This window comes from Streptomyces ochraceiscleroticus (assembly GCF_000720485.1).
Taxonomy (GTDB): domain Bacteria; phylum Actinomycetota; class Actinomycetes; order Streptomycetales; family Streptomycetaceae; genus Streptomyces; species Streptomyces ochraceiscleroticus.
In genome coordinates this window covers 89,002-114,931 of record NZ_JOAX01000011.1, presented here as the reverse complement: position 1 = coordinate 114,931, position 25,930 = coordinate 89,002, and the positions used below count along the sequence as shown (strand labels likewise).

Here is a 25,930-nt window from a genome sequence, read left to right as displayed (position 1 = left end):
CGCACGTTCAACGAACACGCCGAACCTCCCGTTTTTCTTTTCACCCTATGTGATCACCCGTAGTGGTAGCCATCCAGGGTGCTGGCCTGCGCGTACGTACGTCAACTCCCGGACGCGGCGGGCGCACTGGGGACGCTGACGTCGAAGTGGCGCGCATCACGCGCCGCTTTCAGCAGCGCGCGGAGTACCTTGGCCTTTTCCGTGCCGTGTTCCTCGCTGCCCCACTCGACCCGGCGTCCGCCGGTCAGCTCCAGGGTGATGGAGTCGTACGAACGTACGCGGATGACGCGCACGTCCTTGCCGACCGTATCGGGAAGCGCGGTGGCGACCTTCACCGCCGCGCGGTTCAGAGCAGGGATACCGAAACGGCGCAGGCTCGGCGAATCGGCCGCGTCCATTTCCAGCCGGGGTACATCGCGCGGCGCGATACCGACGGTGGCGAAGCGTACGCCCCGGTCGTCCACTTCACGGAACTTTCCGCCCTTTTGGACGACCAGGACGGGCTGGCGCTCCGTCACGTTCAGGGAGATGGTGTCCGGCCACGAGCGCTCCACTTCGACCGACTTGATGCGGCGGAGCCGGTCGGCCAGCCGGGCGGCGATACCGTCGGTGTCCACGGAGGCGAGCGGCGCGCCCAGGGGCACCTCCGCCGCGGCCTTCACCTCACGCACCGTCAGGACGTCGGTGCCGCGCACCTGTACCTGCTCCGCGCGGAGCCAGTCCGAGCCGTACAGCGCCCAGGTACCAAAGCCGACCAGCAGCGCTATGAGGACGGTGGCGACGATGAGCGTGCGGCGGCGCGGGCGGCCGGGGAGGCGCGCCCCCGGCCGCGGCAGCCGCAGCCACCGCGGCCGGAACCGCTCCTCCGGTCCCTCGGAGTCGGCGGGCGGGCCGGCCGGCACTCGTTGCTGCTCACCACGGCGGGCGGTGCTCGGTCCGGCCACGCGCGCTCCTTTTCCTGGCTCGGTTCACCTCCGGCGCGCCCCTTCGGCTCACTCGCCGATGCGTCAGCCCCGGCGGGAGGCGATTGCTTCGTAGACCATGCCGACGAGGAGTTCGTCGGCGTCTCTGCGGCCGAACTCGGCGGCCGCGCGGGACATCTCGTACAGCCGGTGCGGGTCCGAGAGCACCGGCAGGACGTTGCCCTGCACCCACTCGGGGGACAGCTGCGCGTCGTCGACCAGCAGGCCGCCGCCGGCGTTGACCACCGGCTGGGCGTTCAGCCGCTGCTCGCCGTTGCCGATGGGCAGCGGGACGTACGCGGCGGGCAGCCCGACGGCGGACAGCTCGGCGACGGTCATCGCGCCCGCGCGGCAGAGCATCATGTCGGCCGCGGCGTACGCGAGGTCCATCCGGTCCACGTACGGTACCGGGACGTACGGCGGCATCCCGGGCATGTTGTCGACCTGCGGCAGTTCGTTCTTCGGGCCGACCGCGTGCAGCACCTGGATGCCGGCGCGCTGGAAGCTCGGCACGGCGGCCTGGATGACCTCGTTCAGCCGGCGGGCGCCCTGCGAGCCGCCGGAGACCAGCAGCGTCGGCAGGTTCGGGTCCAGGCCGAAGGCGGCGCGCGCCTCGGCGCGTACCGCCGCCCGGTCCAGGGTCGCGATCGTGCGGCGCAGCGGGATGCCGACGTAACGGGCGTCGCGCAGCTTGCTGTCGGGGGTGGAGACGGCGACGAACTTGGCGTAGCGCGAGCCGATCTTGTTGGCCAGACCCGGCCGGGCGTTGGCCTCGTGCACGACGATCGGCACGCCGAGCCGCTTGGCGGCCAGGTAGCCGGGCAGCGCCACGTAACCGCCGAAGCCGACGACGCAGTCCGCCTTCGTGCGCTCCAGGATCTGCTCGGCGGCCTTGATCGTGCCGCGCAGCCGCCCGGGGACGGTGATCAGCTCGGGGGTGGGCTTGCGCGGCAGCGGAACGGCCGGGATCAGCCCCAGTTCATAGCCGCGCTCCGGTACCAGCCGGGTCTCCAGTCCGCGCTCCGTGCCCAGGGCCGTGATGCCCACGGTCGGGTCCTGCCTGCGCAGGGCGTCCGCGAGGGCGAGCGCGGGCTCGATGTGGCCGGCGGTCCCCCCACCGGCGAGTACGACATGCACCGAAATTCACCGCTCTCCGGACGGCAGCTTCTTGACGCGCCGTCTCATCGTCTTCCGTCTCACCCCAGCCGGCATTCTCGCGAATACCGGCTGCCGCATGGCCAGCGCCGCCCGCGCCGCGGGCTCGTCACGCGCGAAGGCGATCAGGAGTCCGACGGCGAACATCGTCGGCAGCAGGGCGGAGCCTCCGTAGGAGAACAGCGGGAGCGGGACACCGGCGATCGGCAGCAGGCCGAGCACCGCACCGATGTTGACCACGGCCTGGGCCGTGATCCAGGTGGTCACGCCACCCGCGGCGTACCGTACGAAGGGATCCTCCGTGCGTCCGGCCACGCGGATACCCGCATAGCCTAGAGCCGCGAAGAGGGCGAGTACCGACAGCGTCCCCGCCAGTCCCAGTTCCTCCCCGGTGATGGCGAAGATGAAGTCGGTGTGTGGCTCAGGGAGTTCACCCCATTTTTCCATACTCGCGCCGAGACCGGATCCGAAGAATCCGCCGGACGCGAGGGCGTATATCCCGTGCACGGCCTGCCAGCACTGGTCACCCGGGCCGGGGTCGGTCGCGCCGATGCACGCGAGCCGGGACATCCGGTTGGCGCTCGTCTTGATGAGGAGCGCGCCGATGACGCCGGCCGCTGCCAGCACCCCGACGAACAGCCGGGTGGGCGCCCCCGCCAGCCACAGCAGTCCGAAGAGGATGGCCGTGAGAATGATCGCGGTGCCCATGTCGCCGCCGAGCATGATGAGCCCGAGCAGCAGGAAAGCGGCCGGAATCAGCGGTACGAGCAAATGCTTCCACTGTGTCAGCAGCCGCCGCTCCTGCTTGCGCGCGAGCAGGTCGGCGCCCCACAGGACCAGCGCCAGCTTGCCGAACTCGCTGGGCTGGAGCTGGAAGGGCCCGCCGAGCGAGATCCAGTTCTGGTTGCCGTTGACCGCGACGCCTATCCCCGGCACCTGGACCAGGCACATCAGGAAGACGGAGCCGGCGATCAGCGGGTACGCCAGCGCCCGGTGCGCCCGGACGGGCAGCTTGGTCGCCAGCACCATCAGCCCGCCGCCGAGCGCCGCGGCGAGCAGCTGCTTGCGGAAGAAGTACGTGGGCGACAGCCCGGACTGCAGCGCCTTGATCTGCGAGGCGGAGTAGACCATGACCAGCCCGAGCACCATGATCAGCAGGCTGCCGCCGAGCACGAGGTAGTACGCCGTCAGCGGCCGGTCCCAGGCCCGCTTCGCCCGGTGGTACAGGCGCCGCGGGCCCGTGGGGTCGCCGGGGCGCGGCATCCGGGGGCCCGGCGGCGTCCGCCGTACCGGGCGCAGCGGACGCGGTGGGCTCGGCGGTGCCTCCTTCGCCGGTCGGGCCGTCATCCTCGTCCCTCCACAGATGCGCTGCGCCGCACGTCCACGACGCGGGCGGGGACGGACGGGTGGGTCTACTGGTCCTGCGCGGCCAGCTCGCGGACCGCGTCGGCGAAGGCGTCGCCCCGCTTGTTGTAGTTCAGGTACATGTCCATCGAGGCGCAGGCCGGTGCCAACAGGACCGTATCGCCCGGCCGGGCGAGCCGCGCGGCTTCCCGTACGGCCTCGGACATCGCCCCAGTGTCGGTCCGGTCGAGGTCGACAACGGGCACATCCGGGGCGTGTCGCGCGAGCGCTTCGGCGATCAGGGCCCGGTCCTTGCCGATCAGGACGGCACCGCGGAGGTGCCCCGCCGACTTCTGGACGAGCTCGTCGAACGTCGCGCCCTTGGCGAGGCCGCCGGCGATCCACACGATGTGCTCGTACGCGGCCAACGACGCCTCGGCGGCGTGGGTGTTGGTCGCCTTGGAGTCGTCGATGTACGCGATCCCGTCGACGTCCGCGACGTGCTGGATGCGGTGCGCGTCCGGGTGGAAGGCGCGGAGGCCGTCGCGTACGGAGGCGGGCTGCACGCCGAACGCGCGGGCCAGCGCCGCGGCCGCGAGGGCGTTGGCGATGTTGTGCGGAGCGGGCGGGTTCACGTCGGAGACCTCGGCCAGCTCCTGGGCCTGCTTCTGCCGGTTCTCGACGAACGCGCGGTCGACGAGGATGCCCTCGACGACGCCCACCTGGCCGGGTCCCGGCGTGCCGAGGGTGAAGCCGATCGCGCGGCAGCCCTCCTCGACATCCGCCTCACGGACCAGGTCCTCGGTGGCCTTGTCGGCCACGTTGTAGACGCAGGCGACGGTGTTGCCCTCGTAGATCCGGCCCTTGTCGGCGGCGTAGGCCTCCATGGAGCCGTGCCAGTCGAGGTGGTCGGGCGCGAGGTTCAGCACAGCCGCGGAGTGGGCGCGCAGCGAGGGCGCCCAGTGGAGCTGGTAGCTGGAGAGCTCGACGGCGAGCACGTCGTACTCGCCGGAGAGCACCACGTCGATGATGGGGGTCCCGATGTTGCCGACGGCCGCGGTGCGCAGCCCCTCGGCGGCCAGGATCGACGCCAGCATCTGCGTGGTGGTCGTCTTGCCGTTGGTGCCGGTGATCGCGAGCCACGGTGCGGCGTCGGGGCCGCGGAGCCGCCAGGCGACCTCCACGTCCCCGATGACGTCCACGCCCGCCTCGGCGGCGGCCGCGAAGAGCGGGCTGCTCGGCTTCCAGCCGGGTGAGGTGACGACCAGGTCGGTCCCCTCGGGCAGCGTCTCGCCGTCCCCGAGGCGTACGGAAATGCCCGCCGCCTCCAGCTCCGCCGCCGTGGCCCGCTGCTTCTCGCCGTCGCCGCCGTCCACGACGATGACGGTCGCGCCGAGCCCGGCCAGGGCGCGCGCGGCGCTGATGCCGCTCACGCCCAGGCCGGCGACGGTGATCACCTGGCCGGTGAAGTCCTGCGCGCTCACTTGGCTGCCTGCCAGCCGCCGTAGAAGATGCCGAGCGCGACGATCACGCACATGCCCTGGATGATCCAGAACCGGACCACGACAAGGACTTCGGACCACCCCTTCAGTTCGAAGTGGTGCTGGAGTGGCGCCATCCGGAACACGCGCTTGCCGGTGAGCCGGAAGGACCCGACCTGGATCACCACCGACATGGTGATCAGCACGAAGAGGCCGCCGAGGATGGCGAGCAGCAGCTCCGTACGGGAGCAGATCGCGAGGCCCGCGAGCGCGCCGCCGAGGGCGAGCGAGCCGGTGTCCCCCATGAAGATCTTGGCGGGCGAGGTGTTCCACCACAGGAAGCCGAAGCAGGCACCCATCAGGGCGGAGGCCACGACCGCGAGGTCGAGCGGGTCACGCACTTCGTAGCAGCCGGGGCCCGCGGTGATCTGGTTGGCGCAGGACTCCTGGTACTGCCATATGCCGATGAAGGTGTACGCGCCGAAGACCATCACCGAGGCGCCGGTGGCCAGGCCGTCCAGGCCGTCGGTGAGGTTCACGCCGTTGGACATCGCCAGGATCATGAACAGCGCCCAGATCACGAAGATCACGGGGCCGATCTGCCAGCCGAAGTCCTGGGTGAAGGAGAGCCGGTCCGAGGCCGGGGTCTGTCCGCGCAGGTCGGCGAACTGCAGGGACAGCACAGCGAAGGCGATGCCGACGATGAGCTGGCCCGCCATCTTGGCCTTGGCCCGCAGACCCAGCGACCGCTGCTTGACGATCTTGATGTAGTCGTCGAGGAAGCCCACCAGGCCCATGCCGGCCATCAGGAACAGCACCAGCACACCGGAGAAGGTGGGGTCGCTGCTCGTGATCACCTTGGTCAGCGCGTACGCGATGATCGTGGCCAGGATGAACGCGATGCCGCCCATGGTGGGCGTACCGCGCTTGCTGTGGTGGTCCCGCGGTCCGTCGTCGCGGATGAACTGCCCGTAGCCCTTTTTGGCCAGCAGCTTGATCAGCAGCGGCGTGCCGATCAAGGTCAGGAAGAGCCCGATCATTCCGGAGAAGAGGATCTGCTTCATCGTGTTCATCGGGTGGCGGCCCCGCCCTGCGCACCGTTGCCTGCCGCATCGTCCAGCAATGCGGCCGCGACCCGCTCCAGCCCCTCCGACCTGGACGCCTTCACCAGCACCACGTCTCCCGGCTGCAGCTCACTGCGCAGCAGGTCGACCGCCGCCCGTGCGTCGGACACGTGCACCGACTCCTCACCCCACGAACCCTCGTTATAAGCGCCCATTTGCAGCCAGGCCGCTTCCCTGCCCCCGACTGCCACGAGCTTGCTGACGTTGAGCCGGACGGCGAGCCGTCCGACCGCGTCGTGCTCGGCGAGTGACTCCTCGCCGAGCTCGGCCATCTGACCGAGCACCGCCCACGTACGCCGCCCCTTGCCCATCGACACGAGTGCGCGCAGCGCAGCCCGCATCGACTCGGGGTTCGCGTTGTAGGCGTCGTTGACGACCGTCACGCCGTCCGCGCGCTCGGTGACCTCCATGCGCCAGCGGGAGAGCGTGCCTGCCTCGGAGAGCGCGGACGCGATCTCGTCTGCGGGCATGCCCGACTCATGGGCGACGGCGGCCGCGGCGAGCGCGTTCGACACGTGGTGCTCACCGTACAGCCGCAGGATCACGGCGCTGCACCCGGAGGGTGTGTGAAGCGTGAAGGCGGGGCGACCGTCGTCGGTGAGCCGGACATCCTCGGCACGCACGTCGGCGTCGGCGGACTCGCCGAAGAAGACGGTGCGGGCCTTGGTACGCGACGCCATCGCACGTACGTACGAGTCATCGGCGTTGAGGATCGCGATGCCGCCCTCGCTCGCGTCGGGCAGCGACTCGACCAGCTCGCCCTTGGCCTCGGCGATCTTCTCGCGGCCGCCGAACTCGCCGATGTGCGCGCTGCCGACGTTCAGGACGAGCCCGATGCGGGGCGGGGTCAGCTCTGTGAGGTAGCGGATGTGGCCGACGCCGCGCGCGCCCATCTCCAGGACGAGGTGGCGGGTGCCGGACTCGGCCCGCAGCGCGGTCAGCGGCAGGCCGATCTCGTTGTTGAGGTTGCCCTCGGGCCACACCGTCGGGCCGCTGCGCTGCAGCAACTGCGCGATGAGGTCCTTGGTGCTGGTCTTGCCCGCCGAACCGGTCAGCGCGACGACGTCCGCGCCGGTACGCCGGACGACCTCGCGGGCCAGCGCGCCGAGCGCGGCCACCACGTCGTCGACCACTATCGCGGGCACGCCGACGGGACGCGTGGCCAGTACGGCCGCCGCGCCCGACCGCACGGCCTGCTCGGCGTAGTCGTGCCCGTCGACCCGCTCACCGGCGAACGCGGCGAACAGCGCGCCGTCGGTCACGGCCCGCGAGTCGATGACGACGGGGCCGGTGACCAGGACCGAGCCGTCCGGTATGTCGTGCGGCCGCCCGCCGACGATGCCGGCGATCTCGGCGAGGGACAGGGAGATCACAGGTCACCTCCGGCCGGGGGCTGGAGATGCCGAGATGGGGGTTGTGCGCGCATGGCGGTGTGTCATCCCTGGTGGTCGTGCTGCTGCTGCAACTTCAGTGAGCTCTCGATGGCCTCGCGCAGCACCTGGCGGTCGTCGAAGGGGCGAACCACTCCGGCGATGTCCTGGCCCTGCTCATGGCCCTTGCCGGCGACGATGACAGTGTCGCCGGGCTCCGCGCGGGCGACCGCGGCGGCGATGGCCGCGGCGCGGTCCTCCTCGACCAGTACCGTGCCGCGCTCGTGGGACGGCACGTCGGCGGCGCCCGCGAGCATGGTGGCGAGGATCGCGAGGGGGTCCTCGGAACGTGGGTTGTCGCTGGTGAGCACCGCGGTGTCGGCGAGCCGGGCGATCGCGGCGCCCATCGGCATGCGCTTGGTGCGGTCGCGGTCGCCGCCGCAGCCCAGTACGGCGTGGATCTTGCCCTCGGTGACCTTGCGCAGCGCGCGCAGGACCGATTCGACAGCGTCCGTCTTGTGCGCGTAGTCGACCACCGCGAGGTAGTCCTGGCCCGCGTCCACCCGCTCCAGCCGGCCCGGGACGCCGGGCACGGCGGCCACGCCGTCGGCGGCGGTCTGCGGGTCGACGCCGGCCACCACGAGGGCCGTGATGGCGGCGAGCGCGTTGGCGACGTTGAAGGGGCCGGCGATCGGCGACGCGGCGCGTACGGTCACGCCGTCCGGGCCGTGCACGGTGAACGTCGAGCCCAGCGTGCCGACCTCGACGTCGGCGGCGCGCCAGTGGGCGTCCGGGTGGCCCTCGGCGGAGAACGAGGTGACCGGCACCTCGGACTCGCCCTCGATGAGCCGGCGGCCGTACTCGTCGTCGAAGTTCACCACGCCCAGCCGGGAGCGGGCCTTGGTGAAGAGCTGCGCCTTGGCCTGGAAGTAGTCCTCCATGCCCGTGTGGAACTCCATGTGTTCCGGGCTGAGGTTGTTGAAGACCGCCACGTCGAACACGCAGCCGTCGACCCGGCCCAGTACCAGGGCGTGGCTGGAGACCTCCATGGCGACCGACCGGACGCCGCGCTCGCGCATCACCGCGAAGAGCGCCTGCAGGTCGGTGGCTTCGGGTGTGGTCCGCTCGGACTTCAGCCGCTCGTCGCCGATGCGGGACTCGACGGTACCGATCAGACCGGTCAGTCCCCCGCCGGCCTTCTCGGCCGCGGCCCGGAGTCCGCCGTCGATCAGGTACGCGGTCGTCGTCTTGCCCGACGTGCCCGTGATGCCGATCTGCAGCAGCTCCGCGCCCGGGTCGCCGTAGATCGACACCGCCAGTGCGCCCACCCGGGCCCGCGGGTTGTCGACCGTGAGGACCGGCAGGCCCGTCGCGGCGGCCCGTTCGGTGCCTCCGGGGTCGGTCAGGATCGCGGCGGCGCCCAGCTCGACGGCCTGTGCGGCGAAGTCGGCGCCGTGGAAGCGGGCGCCGGGCAGCGCGGCGTAGATGTCACCGGGGCGTACGGCGCGGGAGTCGTGCGTGATGCCGGTGACCGCGGCCTCCGCCGTCGGCACGGCCGTGCCAAGCTGGTGCGCCAGATCCGCCAGCGGGATGGCGCGGACGTGCTCGGGGCGGGGCGGGCCGGGGTGTTTGCCGGGGCCGTCCTGCTGGGCATTGGGGGACTGATCAGCATGTGACACGGCGGTGAGCGTACCGGGCCCATGGGCCTCACGGCGAAGCGAGGGACGCGACGGTGGGCGGTTCCCTGCGTCGGAAGTGATGGTCATCACGAATCACCTCATTCGCCCGGCTTGAAGCTGACCGGGAGTCGTGGTGCCTCGGCACCGGTCGGCGGCACCTGGAGCGACTTCAGCGCGAACTGCATGACCTGCTTGTAGATCGGCCCGCAGACCTGGCCGCCGAAGTAGCTTCCGCTGGTCGGATTCTGTACGGCGCAGTAGACGGTGATGCGGGGCTTGTCGGCGGGCGCGAAGCCCGCGAAGGAGGCCGTGTAGCCGTGGTAGCGGCCGGTCTTCGGATCCACCCGGTTGGAGGTGCCGGTCTTGCCGCCGACCCGGTAGCCGGGGATCTTCGCGGCGGTGCCGGTGCCCTCCTGGTCGTCGACCACGGATTCGAGCATCCGGGCGAGCGTCTTCGCGGTCTTCGGGCTCACCACGCGGGTCTTCTCGGGCTTCGGCGCGGCGACGTACCGGCCGTCGGGGCCCTTCGTGCCGCGGACGAGCGTGGGCGCGATCCGCTCGCCGCCGTTGGCGATGGTGGAGTACACGGAGGCGGCCTGCACGGCGTTGAGCGAGAGGCCCTGCCCGAAGGGGATCGTGTACTGCTGCGAGGTGCTCCAGTCCTGGGGCTTGGCCAGAATGCCGGGGGTCTCGCCCGGGAAGCCCAGCCCGGTCGGCTGCCCGATGCCGAACTTGCGCAGGTACGAGTGGAGCACCTGGTTCGCCTCGCGCTGGGTCTTGCCGAGCTGTTCGACCGACAGGATGGTGCCGATGTTGCTGGACTTTGCGAGCACGCCGTTCAGCGTCAGGTGCCAGGTGGGGTGGTCGATGTCGTCGGCGAAGAGCCGGTCGCCGCGGTGCAGCCGGTTCGGGACGGTGACGTGCGTGGACGGCGTCGCGGCGCCCTCCTCCAGCACGGCCGCCAGCGACATCAGCTTGCTGGTCGAACCTGGCTCGAAAGCGTCGCTCAGCGCGGCGTTCCCGAGCGCGTCGGCATCCGACCGCGTGATGTCGTTCGGGTCGAACGCGGGGGCGTTGGCGAGCGCCAGGATCTCGCCGGTCTTCGTGTCCTGGACGACGACGTAGCCGCGGTCCGCCTTGGACTTCTCGACCTGCTTGGTGATGGCCTCCTGGGCCGCCCACTGGATGTCCCGGTCGAGGGTCAGCTCGACGTCCGTACCGGGCACCGCGGGGTGCTCCTGGGTGTCGGCGGTGGGCACCCGACGTCCCCCGGACTGGGCGTAGACGAGCTTGCCGGCCTTGCCCGCGAGCTTCTTCTCCAGGCTCGCTTCGAGGCCGCCCGCGCCCTTGCCCTCGGAGTTCATGAACCCGAGCACCCCGGAGGCCAGCTCCTTGTTCGGGTACACCCGCTTGCTGTGCTCGTCGGCGAAGATGCCGAGCAGGACGTTGGGCCGCGGGTCGCTCTTGGGCGCGGCCTGCGCCTTGGCGTCCAGCGCGCTCCGCAGGTCCTTGATCTGCTTCCAGACCTGGGGGCTCTGGCGGCGTGAGAGCAGGACGTAGCGGGAGCCGGACTTGGAGAGCTTTTCGGCCAGTTCCTTCTGGTCCTCGCCGAGGATCGGCGCGAGCAGCGCGGCCGCCTTCTGGGGCGCGTCGTCGATCTTGATCTTGTCGGGCGCCAGCAGGCTCGGGTCGGCGGTGATGTCGTACGCGTCCACGGTGGTGGCCAGGTCCACGCCGTCCCGGTCGGTGATCGCGCCGCGCTCTGCGGCGAGCGTGACCGGCACGTACCGGTTGACGTTGGCCTTGGCCGCGTACACGTCGGCGTTCACCGCCTGCACCTGGAAGAGCCGTACCGCGAAGACCAGCATGACCAGCGTCAGCGCGACGGCCACCAGGCGGAGCCGGGGGCGGGGGTTGCCGAGGCGGAGGGGGGCCGGTGTGGGGGTACGGGGGCGCGGCGGCCGGGGCGCGCGCTTCTGTGCGGCTGCCGGGCGCTTCGGTGCGGCGGCGGCGCGCTTCGAGGCGGCGCCCGGGTTCTTCGGAGCGGCGGCCGGGCGCTGGGCGGAGGAACGATTCGCGGAGGGTGCTCGCTTCGGGTCACGGCGGGCGTCAGCGGGCCGCTTGGCGGCGGACGGGCGCTGCGGGCGGCCCTCGCCCCGGGGCGACGCGCCGCCCTGGGAGGGGCGCGGCACGCGGCGCCCGGGGGTGCCCGGGCGGGCGGGGCCGCGCCGGGCCTTCGGGTCGCGCCGGTTCTCGGGGTCCCTGGGGTCCCTCGGTTCGCTCACTGCTCCCCCTCCGTCTCCGTCCGGTCTGCGGGCGATGCGTCCGCGGGCGCGGCGTCGTGCGTCACGAGGTCACCCGCCGGCGGCCGTCGGGGAGGGCTGCGGGGAGGCGGTGGCGCGCGGGCTTCCGGACGGCGTGTGCGTCCCGGAGAGGGCCGGCGGGCGGCTCTGCGGCGCCTGCATCACCGCGGGCTGCCCCGTGGCCTCGCTGGGCGCGCCGCGCACCGTGCCGTCCGGGCCCAGGAAGGCCGGGTTGCCGCCGGGCACCATGCCGAGGCCGCGGGCCCGCTTCTCCAGGGAGCCGGGCGCCGAGTAACCGTCCACGTCCTGCTGGAGCGCCTGCTGTTCGTCCGTCAGTTCCGTGGTCTGCTTCTCCAGCCTGCTCAGCTCGAAGGAGCCCTGGTTGAGCGCGGAGTTCAGCAGCAGCAGCGTGATCAGGCCGGATCCGAGCAGCACCACGACCAGCAGCACGAACGGCGTGCGCGCCGCCGTGCTCGTACCGGAGGGGACCAGGGCGGCCAGCCGCCCGCCCCCCGTACCGCGAAGCCGCCCGGAACCGGTCACGCGTTGTCCTCCCGGATGCGTTCGGCGCCGCGCAGCCGGGCGGGCGCCGCCCTGCGGTTCTCCGCGATCTCCTCTTCCGTGGGCAGCTCGGCGCCACGGGTGAGCAGCTTCAGCCGCGGCTGGTACTGCTCCGGTACGACCGGCAGCCCGGGCGGTGCCGTGTTGGCGGCGCCCGCCGCGAACACCTGCTTGACCAGCCGGTCTTCGAGCGAGTGGTACGAGAGGACGGCGATCCGGCCGCCGACGGCCAGCGCCTGCACGGCGTTCGGTACGGCGCGCTCCAGCACCGACAGCTCGCCGTTGACCTCGATGCGCAGCGCCTGGAACGTGCGCTTCGCGGGGTTGCCGCCCGTGCGCTTGGCGGCCTGCGGCAGCGCGTCCCGGATCAGCTCGACCAGCCGCGCGCTGTTCGTGAACGGCTCCTTCTCACGCTCCCGCACGATCGCCGAGACGATCCGCTTGGCCTGCTTCTCCTCGCCGTAGGCCCGCAGGATCCGGACGAGCTCGCCCGGCGCGTAGCTGTTGAGGACCTCGGCCGCGCTCATCCCGGTCGTCTGGTCCATCCGCATGTCCAGCGGGGCGTCCTGGGCGTAGGCGAAGCCGCGGTCGGCCTCGTCGAGCTGCATCGAGGAGACGCCCAGGTCGAACAGGACTCCCTGGACGCGCGGCACGCCCAGCCGCTCCAGGACGTCCGGCAGCTCGTCGTACACGGCGTGCACGAGGGTCGCGCGGTCCCCGTAGGGCGCCAGCCGCTCCCCCGCGAGCTTCAGCGCTGAGGTGTCGCGGTCCAGGCCGATCAGGCGCGCGGCGGGGAATGTCGACAGCAGCGCCTCGCTGTGTCCCCCCAGACCGAGCGTGCAGTCGACGACGACCGCACCGGGCTCGGCGAGCGCCGGGGCGAGCATGTCCAGACAGCGCTGGAGCATGACGGGGACGTGGCGGGTATTGCTGCTGCTCATGCGCCTTCCGATGAGGAGGGCGGCGGATACCGCCCCCTCGGGGAAGGTGCCCACCTGCCGTTGGCCGACGGAGGCCGCACGTACTGTTTGGTCCCCGCCCGCTCTGAAGGGGAAGCGGCCGTCCGCCGACGGGGAAGTGACGTCGGATGGCCGGTGGAGCGGGAGGAGACCGAACCGCACGTGCGGTTCCCCGCGCGCGGGATTCGGGATCCAAGGAGAGTCTCACGCCTCCCACTTCGCGTCACTTTAGTCCACTCATCCCTTCGGTCAACCAACTGGTCGGGCGCGTCCCCGCGCGGCCGCCGGACGCCTCCGGGCCGCGCCCTCCCGGGCGTTGTCGATCATTGATTTCACTCGTACGGGGCAACGCCCACCCGTTCCTGTGGGTTACCTCACAGACAGGTCCGTTGATCCGCTATGCCCGTCCTCACAAGCGATGCTCCGGCGCCACAGCGATTACTTTTATGGCTATGTCGATATCCGCGTCGCAGGCACTGTCCCCGTCCGATGACCCCGCAGCCGCCCCTTCAGGCGACTCCGTCACCGATCGCATCGTCGAGGCCAACGCCCGATACGCCACGGCCTATACCGAAGCCGAAGCCGGCATGGACGCCCGTCCGGCCCAGAAGGTCACCGTGGTGACCTGCATGGACGCCCGGCTCAACCTCCCCGAGGCGCTCGGCCTCAAGGTCGGTGACCTGCACACCCTCCGCAACGCGGGCGGCGTGATCACCGATGACGTCATCCGCTCACTGACCATCAGCCAGCGTGCGCTGGGCACCCGTTCGGTGGTCCTCATCCATCACTCGGGCTGCGGCATGCAGACCCTGACCGAGGACTTCCGCAACGAGCTGGCCGACGAGGTCGGCGAGCGCCCGAACTGGGCGGTGGAGTCCTTCAAGGACGTGGATGCCGATGTACGCCAGTCGATGCAGCGCGTCCGTACGTCGCCGTTCCTGCTCCACACGGACGACGTGCGCGGTTTTGTCTTCGACGTGAAGACGGGTCTGCTGCGCGAGATCGACCCGCAGGACTGACGCGAAAAACCCCCGCACCCTCCCCTGTTCGCCGGTACGTCGACGACGTGCCGGCGAGCGTTTGTTCCGGCCGCCGTCCCTCCCGGTGACCGGTGCGCACCCTTCCGAGTTATCCACAGCCCATGACGCGAAGCCGCGCGGGCGGCAAGAATGCATAGGTGACGTCGTTTCCGGCCCGGCCGGGGACGGCGCGCGATCGGGGTGGGCCGGACCGGGAAAGAGGCGTCGGCCCTGAATTGGGGAACCCCCGCTTTTCGTGAGCGCGGGGCAGGGCCGAGGAGGGCCGGGTGACGACCTATGACGAGCGAGCGAGCCTCAGCGATCTGACCACCACAGCCGAGCGCGTCCGCCGGTCGGTGGAGGGCGTGATCGAGGGCAAGCCCGAGGTCGTACGCCTGGCGCTGACCGTGCTGCTCGCCGAGGGCCACCTCCTCATCGAGGACGTGCCGGGCGTCGGCAAGACCATGCTCGCCAAGGCCCTCGCCCGGTCCGTCGACTGCTCGGTGCGGCGCATCCAGTTCACCCCCGACCTGCTGCCCTCGGACATCACCGGCGTGAGCGTCTTCGACCAGCGGCAGCGCGACTTCGAGTTCAAGCCGGGCGCGATCTTCGCCCAGATCGTCATTGGTGACGAGATCAACCGCGCCTCCCCCAAGACCCAGTCCGCGCTCCTGGAGTCCATGGAAGAGCGCCAGGTCACCATGGACGGGCAGACGTATGCGCTGCCGAGCCCCTTCATGGTGGTCGCCACCCAGAATCCCCTGGAGATGGAGGGCACGTACCCCCTCCCCGAGGCCCAGCGCGACCGCTTCATGGCGCGCGTCTCGATCGGCTATCCCAGCGCCGAGGCCGAGCTGCAGATGCTGGACGTGCACGGCGGAAAGTCGCCGCTGGACGACATCCAGCCGGTCGCGCACGCCCACGACATCGTGAAGCTGGTCGAGGCGGTGCGCACGGTCCACGTCGCCGACCCGGTGCGCAGATACGCCGTCGAGCTGGTCGCCGCCACACGCAACCACCCCGACCTGCGCCTCGGCGCCTCCCCCCGCGCGACGCTCCATCTGCTGCGGGCCGCCAAGGCCGCGGCGGCCCTCGCCGGCCGGGAGTACGTCCTCCCGGACGACCTCCAGTCGCTGGCCGGCGCGGTCCTCGCGCACCGCCTGCTGCCCACCGCCCAGGCCCAGCTCAACCGCCGCTCGGCCGAGCAGGTGGTCCTGGAGATCCTGCATCACACCCCGGTCCCCGATCCCTCGGCGCAGTGGCCGCCGGCCTCCCGGAGCTACTGATGCGGGGCGGGGGCGGGGGCGTCGAGGCACCGGCGGCGGCCGGCCGGGAGTACGGCGAGCCCGGGGCGCCGGGGAGCGGCGGTTTTCCGGCCGCGGGCCTGCCGGAGGCCGGCGGGCTGCGGGCCGCGCTCGGCGGGCTGACGACGCGCGGGCGGTCCTTCCTGGCGGCCGGCGTCGCCGCCGCGATCTGCTCGTACGTCCTGGGCCAGGCCGACCTGCTCCGGGTCGGGCTGCTGCTGGCCTCGCTCCCCCTGGTCTGCGTGGCCGTGCTGTACCGCACCCGCTATCGGGTCGCGGGCAGCCGCAGCCTCTCCCCCGCGCGGGTGTCCGCCGCGGCCGAGACCCGGGTCCGGCTGCGCGTCGAGAACGTCTCGCGGCTGCCCACCGGCGTGCTGATGCTCCAGGACCGGGTGCCGTACGTCCTCGGGCCGCGGCCGCGCTTCGTCCTGGACCGGGTCGAGGCGGGCGGCCGCCGCGACGTGTCCTACCGCGTCCGCTCGGACCTGCGCGGCCGTTACCCCCTCGGGCCGCTGCAGCTCCGCCTGTCCGACCCGTTCGGCATGTGCGAGCTCACCCGCTCCTTCAGCACGCACGACACCCTGACGGTCGTCCCCCGGGTCGAGCCGCTGCCCCCGGTCCGGCTGGCCGGCGAGGCGTCGGGATACGGCGACGGACGCCACCGGGCCCTCGCGCTGGCCGGCGACGACGACGTGATCCCGCGCGGGTACCGCCACGGCGACGACCTGCGCCGGGTGCACTGGCGCTCCACCGCGCGCTACGGCGAGCTGATGGTCCGCCGCGAGGAGCAGCCCCAGCAGGCCCGCTGCACGATCCTGCTGGACACCCGGAGCGCGGCGTACCAGGGCTCCGGACCGGACTCCCCGTTCGAATGGGCGGTCGCCGGTGCCGCGTCCGTCGCGCTGCATCTCCTGGAGCGCGGCTTCTCCGTACGCCTGCTGACCGACACCGGCAGTTCCGTGCCGGGCCCGGACGGCGCCGGTGGCTTCTCCGGCGGCGGCGCCTCGGCCGACGCCGCGGGCCTGCTCCTGGACACGCTGGCCGTCGTCGACCACTCCGAGGAGCCCGGCCTGTCCCGGGCGCACGACGTCCTGCGCGGGGGCAACGAAGGGCTGCTGATCGCGTTCCTCGGCGAGCTGGACGAGGAGCAGACCGCGCTGGCGGCGCGAATGCGCCGGCGCAGCGGCTCCGCTGTCGCCTTCGTCCTGGACGGCGACACCTGGAGCGGTGCCGCGGCGCCCCCGCAGTCCGGTGCGGCGCCCGGCCCGCTCCTCCTGGCCGACCGCCTGCGGCTGCTCGACGACGCCGGCTGGACGGCCCTCGCGGTGCGGCCGCAGGACAGCCTGCCCGCCCTGTGGCGGCTCGCCGACACCGCGCGCACCCGGCGGACGGCCGCGCGCGGCGGGATGCCGCCCGGTGGCCCCGCCTCCGGGCGAGCGGGGGCGGAGCGATGAGCGGCCGGGCGCGGCTCGCGGTCTGCGCGCTGGTGGCGACGCTCAGCGCCGCCTGCGCGCTGCTGCCGCTGGTGGAGCCGATCGGCTGGATGTTCCAGGCGGCGATCCTGCTAGGGCTGGTGACCACGGTCGGCGCGCTGGCCCGCCGGGTCCCGCTGGCCCGCCCCCTGACCGTCGCCGCGCAGGCCCTGGCCGGGCTCGTGCTGCTCACGCTGATGTTCACCCGCGGCCAGGCCGTCGCCGGGCTGCTGCCGGGCCCCGACGCCTTCCGGGAGTTCGGCCAGCTCCTCCAGGAGGGCGCCGACGACGTCGGCCGGTACGCCATCCCGGCCCCGGTCACCACGGGCATCCGGCTGCTGCTGGTCGGCGGCGTGCTGGTGATCGGCCTGATCGTGGACGCGCTCGCGGTGACGTATCGCAGCGCCGCCCCCGCCGGCCTGCCGCTGCTCGCGCTGTACTCCGTCGCCGCCGGGCTGTCCAAGGGCGGTGCGGGCTGGCTGTGGTTCCTGCTCGCCGCGGCCGGCTATCTGTTGCTGCTGCTCGCCGAGGGCCGGGACCGGCTGTCCCGGTGGGGCCGGGTGTTCGGCGGCGGGCCGACGACAGCGGGCCGCCCGTACGCCACCGGGGGCACCGGGTTCACCGCTGCCGGCGGGCCCGCGCCGGCCCCGGTGCGCACGGGCCGCCGGATCGGCGCCCTCGCCCTAGGCATCGCCCTGGTCGTCCCGGCCGCGCTGCCCACGCTCGGCGGCGGGCTGCTGGACATGAGCGGCCGCGGCCGTGCCGGGGCCGACGGCGGCACGATCTCCGCGGTGAACCCCCTGGTGTCCCTGCAGAACAGCCTCAACCAGCCCGAGGACCAGGAGGTGCTGAACTACCGCACGACGACCCCCGACACCCGCGACCTGTATCTGCGGATCGTCGCGCTCGACCAGTTCGACGGGGCGGCCTGGAAGCCGTCGCAGCGCACGGTCGTGGACGTGCCGGACCGGCTGCCCGATCCCCCGGGCCTCGCGCCCGACGTGGACACCACCGCGGTGAACACCTCGGTCTCCACGGCGAAGTGGTACGCCCAGAACTGGCTGCCGATGCCCTATCCCGCCTCCCGGGTCGACATCCCGGGCCGCTGGCGCTTCGAGCCCGAGGGCCGCACCCTCGTCGGCGACCGGGGACAGAACACCCGCGGGGTCCGTTACCAGGTCGAGAGCCTGATCGTGCGCCCGACGGCCCGGCAGCTCGCCGAGGCGCCGCCGCCGCGCCGCGCCCTGCGGCGCGAGTACACCCGGGTGCCGGACTCGCTGCCCCCGGTGGTCCAGCGGACGGCACGGCAGGTGACGCGGGGCGCCCGCTCGGCGTACGCGAAGGCGGTCCGGCTCCAGGACTGGTTCGCGCTGAACGGCGGCTTCACGTACAACACCGAGGTCCGGGCGGGCAGCGGCACACAGGCGATCGCGCGCTTCCTGAAGCAGAAGGAGGGCTTCTGCGTCCACTTCTCCTTCTCGATGGCGGCGATGGCCCGCACGCTCGGCATTCCGGCCCGGGTGGCGGTCGGCTTCACGCCGGGCGGCAAGCGCGCCGACGGCTCGTACTCGGTCGGCCTGAAGGACGCGCACGCCTGGCCCGAGCTGTACTTCGAAGGCATCGGCTGGACGCGCTTCGAGCCGACGCCGAGCCGGGGCAGCGTGCCGGACTACACGATCTCCGCGGACGCGCCGGACGAGGACGACCCCGGCCGGGCCGAGCCACTGCCCGGCCGCACCGCGGCGCCGCCGTCCGAGCCGTCGGCGGACGGCGGGAGCTGCCCGCCGGACCAGCGGCGGGTCGCCGAGTGCGGGGCGCTGCCCTCGCAGTCCGGCGGCGGCCCGGCCGACGACGGTCCGGCGCCGGGGACGGTCGCGGCCGGGGTGCTCGTCGCCCTGCTGGTCCTGCTGCTGCCGGCGGTCCCGCTGCTCTGGCGGATACGGACCCGCGCCCGCCGCCTCGGCGCCGCCCGGCCCAGGAACCGGGGCCCGGGCGCCCGCAGCCGGGGCCCCGCGGCGGGTGTCCTCGGGCCCTGGCGGGAGCTGGTGGATTCGGGCTGGGACTACGGCATCGTCCCGGACGACGCGCTGACCCCGCGCAAGGCGGCCGAGCGGATCGTACGGGTCGGAGAGCTGACGGGACCGGCCGCGGAGGCGGCCCACCGGGTGGCCGGCTCGGTGGAGCAGGCGCTCTACGCCCCGCATCCGCAGGCCGTGCCCGGCCTGGCCGACGAGGTGCGGCGAGTACGGACCGGGCTGCGCGACGCGGCCTCCCGGCGGCAGCGGCTGCGCGCCGTACTGGCCCCGCGCTCCGCCGTCCGCCTGCTGTGGACCGCTTCGGCCCGCGCCTCGGCCGCCCTGGACCGGCTCCGCACGGCGATACCGGGCCGGTCGGCGGCCCGCTGATCCGGGGGCCGGCCGGACTGCCGGGCTGCCGGGCTGCCGCCGGAGGGTGCCCCGACATGAGTGAGTGGTGTGGGCCGGTCCCGGAAACCGGGGCCGGCCCACACCACTCTCAGATCTCGGAAGCCTCAGACGTCGAAAGGGCCAGGAGACGTAGAGGCGGGGCTCAGTGCCCGTATCAGTGGCCGCGTGTCAGTGGCCCTGTTCGTCCCTGCGGCGCTGCCAGCGTTCTTCGATGCGGTCCATCATCGAGCGCCGTGGCCGGGACGTACGGCGTGACGCTCCGCCTCCGCCGCCTCGGGCGGCCCCCGCTCCGGCCTGCTGCTCGCCCGGCTTGGGCGCCTTGCGCCAGCTCGTGACGGCCAGGACCGCGCAGCCGAGCATCACGAGGAAGCCCACCACGCTGATCCAGATCTGCTGCGCGACCATTCCGGCCATGAGGAGCGCGATACCTACCAGGAAGCCCGCGACCGCTTGGTAGACCCGTCGCCGGGTGTACGTACGCAGCCCGCTTCCCTCAAGCGCTGTCGCGAACTTGGGATCTTCGGCGTACAGCGCTCGCTCCATTTGCTCGAGCATGCGCTGCTCGTGCTCCGAGAGCGGCACGGAGTCCTCCTACTCGTCGGTCGCGGGGGGCGACCGGGTGCGACCCTTTCAGGATAGGCAGGGAATCGCCCCCGTGAAACCCGCCCCTCTACGCCAATTCACTGTCCGCGCCACCATGGTGGCCGGTGGTGATGCACCCTGCATTCCCCATCCGCCCTCCCGCCATGCCGGACGTGGTACCTCCGATCATACGGGGCGAAGCGGCTGATCGGGGGCCCTGTGGCCGACTGCACCCGGCAGTCGGGGTTCGCCTCGCGGCGCGCGCCCGGCTGCGGTAGGGGCAGCGGCCCGTCAGCCGCGCTCGGCGAGGACGTGCAGCTGGGTGGCGACGGAGTGGAAAGAGGGGAGCTCGGCGGCCGCGGCCTCGAGCTTCAGCAGCGCCTCCATGGCGCCGGGCTCGGTGTCCACGAGCACGCCGGGGACCAGGTCGGCGAAGACCCGCACGCCGTGCACCGCGCCGACCGCGAGACCGGTACGGGTCACCAGCTCGGTGAGCTGCTCGGCGGTGAAGCGGCGGGGCACCGGGTCGCCGTCGCCCCAGCGGCCCGCGGGGTCGCTCAGGGCGCGCTGCGCCTCGGTGAAGTGGCCGGCGAGGGCGCGCGCCAGCACGGCGCCGCCCAGACCCGCGGCGAGCAGGCTCAGCGTGCCGGCGGGACGGAGCGCCGCCACGGCGTTGCGGACGCCCTCGGCCGGGTCGTCGACGTACTCCAGTACGCCGTGGCAGAGGACCGCGTCGTAGCCGCTGCGCTCGACGACCTCGAAGAGGCCGTGCGCGTCGCCCTGGACGGCGCGTACCCGGTCGGCCACGCCCTCCTCGGCCGCCCGGCGCTCCAGGGCGAACAGCGCGTTGGGGCTGGGGTCGACCACGGTGACGCGGTGACCGAGCCGGGCGACGGGCACGGCGAAGTTGCCGGTGCCGCCGCCGGTGTCCAGGACGTCCAGGGCGTCACGCCCGGCGGCCTTGGCCCGGCGCTCCAGGGCGTCCTTCAGGACCTCCCAGACCACGGCGGTACGAAGGGATGCGCGCGGGCGCAGCGGGTCAGACACGGCGGGTGGCTCCTCGCGGGGGCATGTACTGATAGGCGCCTCCCACCCTATGGGGTCGCGCGCCCTCCGCCACGCCCGCGCATGGCCGAACCACACCCGGCGGCCGGTCCGGGCCGGTGCCGGACACGGGTTCCGGCCGCCTACGGGCAGTGCGCCCCGGGCGTTCTCCGGGGCACTTCGAGGTGGCTCAGAGGTGCCTCGGAGGGAATTCCCCTTCGCGCCCTCCCGGAGGAAAAGGGCGGACGCCGAAGTGCCGCCGGGTCGTCGGAAAAACCGGCCGGGCGGGAACTCCGCGGAATGCCGGGGAATCTCGGAAGAGACGGGCGGAGAGCGGACCGAAGGCAGCGGGCCGGGAATGAGACGACGCGGAATGCGCCCCGGGATTTCCCGGGCGAACCCCGCCGGAACGCGCGCCGCCATCACTTCCGGGCGCGGCCCACCACCCGGCCGCCGATTTTCCGGCCGCCGTCCGCCACGCTTCCGTCCGCCACGCTTCCGCCCGTCACCCGGCACGTGTCCGAGGTGGCGGGAGCAGTGGCTGGAGGGCCAGCAGGCGCTCGACGAGGCGGAGGAAGTGGGCGGCGGCGCGCAGGAGGTCATCGGCCTCCCGGGGGCCGGCCGCCCCGGGTATGCCCGCTTCGGCGCGGGCCCGGCGCTCGGCACCGGCGGCGAACAGGGCGCTCCACTCCGATAATTCGGGCGCGACCTCGGGCAGCACCTCCCAGGCGCTGCGGATGCGCTGCCGGCGGCGGAGCGTCGGCTCGGGCCGGCCCCGTACGGCCAGCACCGCGGCGGCGGCGCGCAGGGCGGCGAGGTGAGCCGTCGCGAAGCGCTCGTTGGGAGCTTCCAGGGACGCCGCCTCCTCCAGGCCGCGCTGGGCCTTGGCCAGCAGGTCGAGGGCGGCGGGCGGGGCGGCCGTCCGGCGCAGGACGGGATGAACATCGCTCGGGGGACCGTACGCAGCGGAACCAGCCCCAGTGGGACGAGTTGCCATGACGAACCTCCTGTCGTCGCATAACGGCTCGGAACCGCACAACCCATCGTGAGGCACACCACTGACAATCGGCCTGACCTGGACTTTCGCCCGGTAATCGAGCTGTAGTCCAGATCACGCCGGCCTCACTTCAGGCCGACTTGCGCCCACCCGGGCACCATGCGGCATACTTTTTGCACTGACTGGTCAGTTCAAGAGGGAGGGAACGTGGACAGCACCCCGCACGGGGCGGCGGTCAAGGCCCAGGGACTCGGAGTCAAGGGACCTCGCGGCTGGGCGTTCCAGGACGTCGACATCACGGCCGAGCCCGGCGCGCTGATCGCGATCGAGGGGCCGTCCGGCTCCGGCCGCACATGTCTGCTGCTCGCGCTCACCGGACGCATGAAGACGGCCGCGGGCAAGGCCCGGGTGGGCGGTCTGTCGCTGCCCAAGAAGATGGCCGCCGTACGGGCGGTCACGGCGCTGGCCCACGTGCCCGGTGTCGCCGAGCTCGACCCGGCCTTCACGGTCGCCGAGCACCTGCACGAGCGCGCCCTGCTGCAGCGCCGCTTCGGCAGCCCGGTACGCGCCCTGCTGCGCCCGCGCCGTGAGCGCCGCGCCGAGGCCCGGGGCCGGATCGATGCCGCGCTGGAGGCCGCCGGGCTGGACCCGGAGACGCTGCCCAAGGGCGTACGGACGTCCGTACGGGACCTGGAGCGGCTGGAGGCGCTGCGGCTGTCGGTCGCGCTGGCGCTCATCGGCTCGCCGCGGCTGCTTGCCGTGGACGACACCGACATGAAGCTGTCGGACGAGGAGCGCGCGCAGGCGTGGGCGCTGCTGCGCAAGCTAGCCGCTGCCGGGACGACGGTACTGGCGGTGTGCAGCCAGGCGCCCGAGGACGCCCTCGTGGTCTCCACGGCGCGCCGCCCGGAGAAGCCGCGGCCGGAGCCGGAGCAGAAGACCGAGTCCGGCTCGCCGGCAGCGAAGCCGGAGGCCGAAGCGGCCGCGGAAGACGGACCTGAGCCGGAGGCCGAAGCGGCCCCGGAAGCGGGCACCGAGAAGAACATCAAGAACGAGGAGGGGGCGGCGGATGCGCTCGCCGAAGCTGGCCGCGCTTGAGCTGAAGCGGTTCGGCAGGGGGAAGCTGCCGCGCGCCGCGCTGGTGGCCCTCCTGTTGCTGCCGCTGCTCTACGGGGCGCTCTACCTGTGGTCCTTCTGGGACCCGTACTCGCGCCTGGACAAGATCCCGGTCGCGCTGGTCAACACCGACCGGGGCGCCTCGGCGAAGGGCGAGCAGATCAACGCCGGCGACGACCTCGTCAAGGGCCTCGAGGACAGCGACACCTTCGACTGGCACCCCGTGAGCGCCGCCGACGCGGCCAAGGGGGTCGAGTCGGGCACGTACTACCTCTCGCTGACCGTTCCCGCCGACTTCAGCACGTCGATCGCGTCCAGCTCGGGCGACCACCCGGAGGCCGGCGAGCTGAAGGTCCGTACGAACGACGCCAACAACTACATCGTCGGGCAGATCTCCAAGACGGTCTTCTCCGAGGTGCGCGCCGCGGCGTCCGCGAAGTCCTCGCGCGGCTTCCTGGACAAGATCTTCGTGTCGTTCTCCGATCTGCACGACGCCACCCAGAAGGCGGCCGACGGCGCCTCCCAACTGAAGGGCGGCATCGGGGAGGCCAAGAAGGGCACCGGTGACCTGAAGGACGGCCTGGGCACCGCCAAGAAGGGCAGCAGCGACCTGGCCGACGGGATCGACACCGCCAAGAAGGGCAGCCACGACCTGGCGAACGGCCTGAAGGACCTCGACTCCGGGGCGGGCAAGCTGGACACGGGGGCCGGCCAGGTCTCCAAGGGCGCGGGCCAGGTGGCCGACGGCACCCAGAAGCTCGCCGACAAGGTGAACGAGGCCAACAAGGCCGTGGGTCCCTTCGTGCACGCGCACGGCAAGGAGATCGGCGACGCCGCGCGTCTGGTGGCCGACGGCTCGCAGGCCATCAAGGACAACCTCGACAGGCTGCCGAAGGCCGCCTCGGACGGGGCCACGGCCTCCCGGGGGCTGGCCAACCAGGTCGCGGCCTTCTACAAGCTGCGCTGCGAGAGCGCGCTGACCGACCGCGACCCGTCCTGCACCGAACTCAAGGACATGCGGGACAAGTCCGATGCCGCGGCCGACAAGGCCGAGGAGGTCAGCGGCCTGGTCCAGAACGAGAAGAACCTGGCCCAGCTGGGCAAGGACCTGGACCAGGTGCACCGGCTCGCGAGCACGCTGGCCGAACACGGCCCCACGCTCGGCCAGGACCTGGACACGGCCGTCAAGCAGGTCAACGACCTCAACAAGGGCGCGCACGCGGTCGCCACGGGCGCCGACAAGCTGGCCACCGGAGCGGGCGACCTGCACAAGGGGACCGGCACCGCCAAGAAGGGCGGCACCGACCTGGACACCGGTATGGGCCGGCTGCAGACCGGCGCCGGCGACCTCGACGAGGGCGTGGGCAAGCTGAAGAACGGCGCCGAGACCCTGAACGGCGGCATGTTCAAGCTGTCCGACGGCTCGGCGAAGCTGGCCGGCGGACTGCACGACGGCGTCAAGCAGATCCCGGACTACGACAAGGACCAGCGGGACGCCCGTACGGGTGCGATGTCCGACCCGGTGCAGCTCGCCTCGGGCTCGGCGCACAAGGCGCCCAACTACGGGACGGGCTTCGCCCCGTACTTCATCCCGCTCTCCCTGTGGGTCGGCGCGATGGTCGCCTACATGCTGATCCAGCCGCTGAACCGGAGGGCGCTGGCGGCCGGCGCGAGCGCCCTGCGGACCGCGGTGTCCGGCTGGCTCCCGGTGTTCGCCATCGGGGTGCTGCAGATCGCCGCCCTGATGTCCGTGCTCCACTTCGGGCTGGGCCTGGAGATGGTGAACGCGGCGGGCACGATCGGGTTCCTGGTACTGGCCACGGCCTGCTTCGCGGCGATCGTGCAGTGGCTGAACGCGCAATTCGGCGCCGCGGGCCGGATCCTGGTGCTGGCGCTGCTGATGCTCCAGCTCACCTCGGCGGGCGGCACGTACCCGGTGCAGACCAGCCCCGGCTTCTTCAACGCGCTGCACCCGTACCTGCCGATGACGTACATCGTCGGGGGCCTGCGCCGCCTCATCACGGGCGGTGACCTGACACCCGTGTGGCAGGGCAGCATCGTGCTGGCGCTCTTCACCGTGGGCGCGCTCGCGCTCACCACGTGGACCGCGCGCGGCCGGCAGGTCGTACGGATGAAGGACCTGCACCCGGAGCTCAGCTTGTGAGCAGGCACACCGCAGGGGGCACAATCGCCTCCATGGACAGCTCCCACACGCGTCGCGAGGCGACCCGGCGCAAGCTCTTCGAGGCCGCGGTGACGCTCATCGCCGAACAGGGTTTCTCCTCCACCACGGTGGACGAGATCGCCGAACGGGCGGGTGTCGCGAAGGGCACGGTCTACTACAACTTCGCGAGCAAGAACGTGCTCTTCGAAGAGCTGCTCCGGCACGGTGTGGAGATGCTGGCCGCCTCGCTCCAGAACGCCGCCGACGAGGTGGCGGAGCGGGGCGGCTCCCGGGTCGACGCGCTGGACGGGATGATCCACGCGGGGCTGTACTTCATCTCGCAGTACCCGGCGCTCACCCAGCTCTACGTGGCCGAGCTGTGGCGCACGAACCGGACGTGGAACTCCACGCTGATGATGGTGCGGGAACGGGCCGTCTCCGTGGTCGCCGACGTCATCCGTGACGCGGTGGCCGGCGGCGAGCTGAGCGAGGAGATCGACATCCCGCTGACGGCCTCCGCGCTGTTCGGAATGGTGCTGGTGGCAGCGCTGGACTGGCAGTCCTTCCAGCCGGACCGGTCGCTCGACGACGTGCACGCGGCGCTCTCCCGGCTCCTGCAGGGGCGGGTGAGCGGCCATCAGGGCACGGGCGGGGCCGGTGCCGAGGCCGGTAGCGGCCGTTCCTGAGGATGAGCACCCAGCCCTGAGTACACGTACTCAGAAGGCGAGATGAGTAGGTACGCGGATGGGCCGCGACCTGCGCAGACGGGAAAGTGGAGACCACGGAGGGGAAGCCGGCACCGGAACCGCCGACACGGGGCGGCGGAACGGTACGGCCTCCCCGACGTGGCAGGGGGAGCCCGGGGGAA

The 25,930-nt window shown here is 72.5% G+C and carries 20 protein-coding genes; 7 read left to right on the top strand and 13 right to left on the bottom strand.

Going from position 1 to position 25,930, the window contains the following annotated elements; translation table 11 throughout:
* Positions 1–101: 101 nt before the first annotated feature.
* The 10 genes from IG84_RS0116095 to rsmH form a co-directional block, all read right to left on the bottom strand.
* On the bottom strand, positions 102–944 hold the full coding sequence (locus tag IG84_RS0116095; RefSeq protein ID WP_031056925.1) for a cell division protein FtsQ/DivIB: 843 nt from the start codon (positions 942–944) through the stop codon (positions 102–104).
* A gap of 63 nt (positions 945–1,007) precedes the next feature.
* Positions 1,008–2,099: an undecaprenyldiphospho-muramoylpentapeptide beta-N-acetylglucosaminyltransferase gene (gene murG / locus IG84_RS0116090; RefSeq protein WP_031056921.1), complete on the bottom strand. Its 1,092-nt coding sequence runs from the start codon at positions 2,097–2,099 to the stop codon at positions 1,008–1,010.
* A 6-nt stretch (positions 2,100–2,105) separates the two neighbouring features.
* Positions 2,106–3,464, bottom strand: a complete 1,359-nt coding sequence (ftsW, locus tag IG84_RS0116085) for a putative lipid II flippase FtsW (RefSeq protein WP_031056919.1) — start codon at positions 3,462–3,464, stop codon at positions 2,106–2,108.
* 65 nt (positions 3,465–3,529) lie between these two features.
* A complete protein-coding gene (gene murD, locus IG84_RS0116080; protein WP_031056916.1) occupies positions 3,530–4,945 on the bottom strand; it encodes a UDP-N-acetylmuramoyl-L-alanine--D-glutamate ligase in 1,416 nt (471 codons plus the stop codon).
* A complete protein-coding gene (gene mraY / locus IG84_RS0116075; protein WP_031056914.1) occupies positions 4,942–6,006 on the bottom strand; it encodes a phospho-N-acetylmuramoyl-pentapeptide-transferase in 1,065 nt (354 codons plus the stop codon). Before mraY ends, murD begins: the two co-directional genes overlap by 4 nt.
* Positions 6,007–6,011: 5 nt before the next feature.
* Positions 6,012–7,439: a UDP-N-acetylmuramoyl-tripeptide--D-alanyl-D-alanine ligase gene (locus tag IG84_RS0116070; RefSeq protein ID WP_031056911.1), complete on the bottom strand. Its 1,428-nt coding sequence runs from the start codon at positions 7,437–7,439 to the stop codon at positions 6,012–6,014.
* 62 nt (positions 7,440–7,501) lie between these two features.
* Positions 7,502–9,205 carry a UDP-N-acetylmuramoyl-L-alanyl-D-glutamate--2,6-diaminopimelate ligase gene (locus tag IG84_RS0116065; RefSeq protein ID WP_031056906.1) on the bottom strand — a complete coding sequence of 568 codons (1,704 nt, stop codon included), beginning with the start codon at positions 9,203–9,205 and terminating at the stop codon, positions 7,502–7,504.
* A gap of 8 nt (positions 9,206–9,213) precedes the next feature.
* Positions 9,214–11,307, bottom strand: coding sequence for a peptidoglycan D,D-transpeptidase FtsI family protein (locus IG84_RS0116060; protein ID WP_031057130.1), 2,094 nt, complete (start codon positions 11,305–11,307; stop codon positions 9,214–9,216).
* Positions 11,308–11,469: 162 nt separating this feature from the next.
* Positions 11,470–11,961, bottom strand: a complete 492-nt coding sequence (gene ftsL, locus IG84_RS0116050; RefSeq protein ID WP_031056903.1) for a cell division protein FtsL — start codon at positions 11,959–11,961, stop codon at positions 11,470–11,472.
* Positions 11,958–12,920 carry a 16S rRNA (cytosine(1402)-N(4))-methyltransferase RsmH gene (gene rsmH / locus IG84_RS0116045; protein ID WP_031056900.1) on the bottom strand — a complete coding sequence of 321 codons (963 nt, stop codon included), beginning with the start codon at positions 12,918–12,920 and terminating at the stop codon, positions 11,958–11,960. Before rsmH ends, ftsL begins: the two co-directional genes overlap by 4 nt.
* A 470-nt stretch (positions 12,921–13,390) precedes the next feature.
* On the opposite strand from rsmH, the gene IG84_RS0116040 reads away from it, so the two are divergent.
* From IG84_RS0116040 to IG84_RS0116025, 4 genes are all read left to right on the top strand, one after another.
* Positions 13,391–13,957 (top strand): beta-class carbonic anhydrase, encoded by a 567-nt coding sequence (locus IG84_RS0116040; protein WP_031056898.1) that lies wholly within the window; start codon positions 13,391–13,393, stop codon positions 13,955–13,957.
* 287 nt (positions 13,958–14,244) lie between these two features.
* On the top strand, positions 14,245–15,243 hold the full coding sequence (locus tag IG84_RS0116035; protein WP_031056895.1) for an AAA family ATPase: 999 nt from the start codon (positions 14,245–14,247) through the stop codon (positions 15,241–15,243).
* Complete coding sequence (locus tag IG84_RS0116030; RefSeq protein WP_078648882.1) at positions 15,243–16,715, top strand: DUF58 domain-containing protein; 1,473 nt, start codon at positions 15,243–15,245, stop codon at positions 16,713–16,715. The genes IG84_RS0116035 and IG84_RS0116030 overlap by 1 nt, the downstream gene beginning before the upstream one ends.
* A complete protein-coding gene (locus IG84_RS0116025) occupies positions 16,712–19,138 on the top strand; it encodes a transglutaminase TgpA family protein (protein WP_031056890.1) in 2,427 nt (808 codons plus the stop codon). Before IG84_RS0116030 ends, IG84_RS0116025 begins: the two co-directional genes overlap by 4 nt.
* A gap of 189 nt (positions 19,139–19,327) precedes the next feature.
* On the opposite strand, the gene IG84_RS0116020 is transcribed toward IG84_RS0116025, so the two are convergent.
* The 3 genes from IG84_RS0116020 to IG84_RS0116010 all read right to left on the bottom strand — a co-directional run bounded on the left by IG84_RS0116020 (position 19,328) and on the right by IG84_RS0116010 (position 21,782).
* Positions 19,328–19,741, bottom strand: a complete 414-nt coding sequence (locus IG84_RS0116020; RefSeq protein WP_031056887.1) for a DUF3040 domain-containing protein — start codon at positions 19,739–19,741, stop codon at positions 19,328–19,330.
* Positions 19,742–20,032: 291 nt separating this feature from the next.
* Positions 20,033–20,788 carry a methyltransferase gene (locus tag IG84_RS0116015; protein ID WP_031056884.1) on the bottom strand — a complete coding sequence of 252 codons (756 nt, stop codon included), beginning with the start codon at positions 20,786–20,788 and terminating at the stop codon, positions 20,033–20,035.
* Positions 20,789–21,290: 502 nt separating this feature from the next.
* A complete protein-coding gene (locus IG84_RS0116010) occupies positions 21,291–21,782 on the bottom strand; it encodes an SAV_6107 family HEPN domain-containing protein (protein ID WP_030256571.1) in 492 nt (163 codons plus the stop codon).
* A gap of 207 nt (positions 21,783–21,989) precedes the next feature.
* On the opposite strand from IG84_RS0116010, the gene IG84_RS0116005 reads away from it, so the two are divergent.
* The 3 genes from IG84_RS0116005 to IG84_RS0115995 are packed head-to-tail and all read left to right on the top strand — an operon-like array spanning position 21,990 to position 25,748.
* Positions 21,990–22,880 (top strand): ATP-binding cassette domain-containing protein, encoded by an 891-nt coding sequence (locus tag IG84_RS0116005; protein ID WP_031056880.1) that lies wholly within the window; start codon positions 21,990–21,992, stop codon positions 22,878–22,880.
* Positions 22,852–25,062 (top strand): YhgE/Pip domain-containing protein, encoded by a 2,211-nt coding sequence (locus IG84_RS0116000; RefSeq protein WP_031056877.1) that lies wholly within the window; start codon positions 22,852–22,854, stop codon positions 25,060–25,062. The genes IG84_RS0116005 and IG84_RS0116000 overlap by 29 nt, the downstream gene beginning before the upstream one ends.
* Positions 25,063–25,094: 32 nt before the next feature.
* Positions 25,095–25,748: a TetR/AcrR family transcriptional regulator gene (locus IG84_RS0115995; protein WP_031056875.1), complete on the top strand. Its 654-nt coding sequence runs from the start codon at positions 25,095–25,097 to the stop codon at positions 25,746–25,748.
* Positions 25,749–25,930 lie beyond the last annotated feature (182 nt).

Coding starts and splice junctions, on each gene's coding strand:
- IG84_RS0115995 (WP_031056875.1), top strand. CDS start 25,095: ATGGACAGCTCCCACACGCGTCGCGAGGCGACCCGGCGCAAGCTCTTC.
- IG84_RS0116000 (WP_031056877.1), top strand. CDS start 22,852: ATGCGCTCGCCGAAGCTGGCCGCGCTTGAGCTGAAGCGGTTCGGCAGG.
- IG84_RS0116025 (WP_031056890.1), top strand. CDS start 16,712: ATGAGCGGCCGGGCGCGGCTCGCGGTCTGCGCGCTGGTGGCGACGCTC.
- IG84_RS0116010 (WP_030256571.1), bottom strand. CDS start 21,782: ATGGCAACTCGTCCCACTGGGGCTGGTTCCGCTGCGTACGGTCCCCCG.
- ftsW (WP_031056919.1), bottom strand. CDS start 3,464: ATGACGGCCCGACCGGCGAAGGAGGCACCGCCGAGCCCACCGCGTCCG.
- rsmH (WP_031056900.1), bottom strand. CDS start 12,920: ATGAGCAGCAGCAATACCCGCCACGTCCCCGTCATGCTCCAGCGCTGT.
- mraY (WP_031056914.1), bottom strand. CDS start 6,006: ATGAAGCAGATCCTCTTCTCCGGAATGATCGGGCTCTTCCTGACCTTG.
- IG84_RS0116030 (WP_078648882.1), top strand. CDS start 15,243: ATGCGGGGCGGGGGCGGGGGCGTCGAGGCACCGGCGGCGGCCGGCCGG.
- IG84_RS0116040 (WP_031056898.1), top strand. CDS start 13,391: ATGTCGATATCCGCGTCGCAGGCACTGTCCCCGTCCGATGACCCCGCA.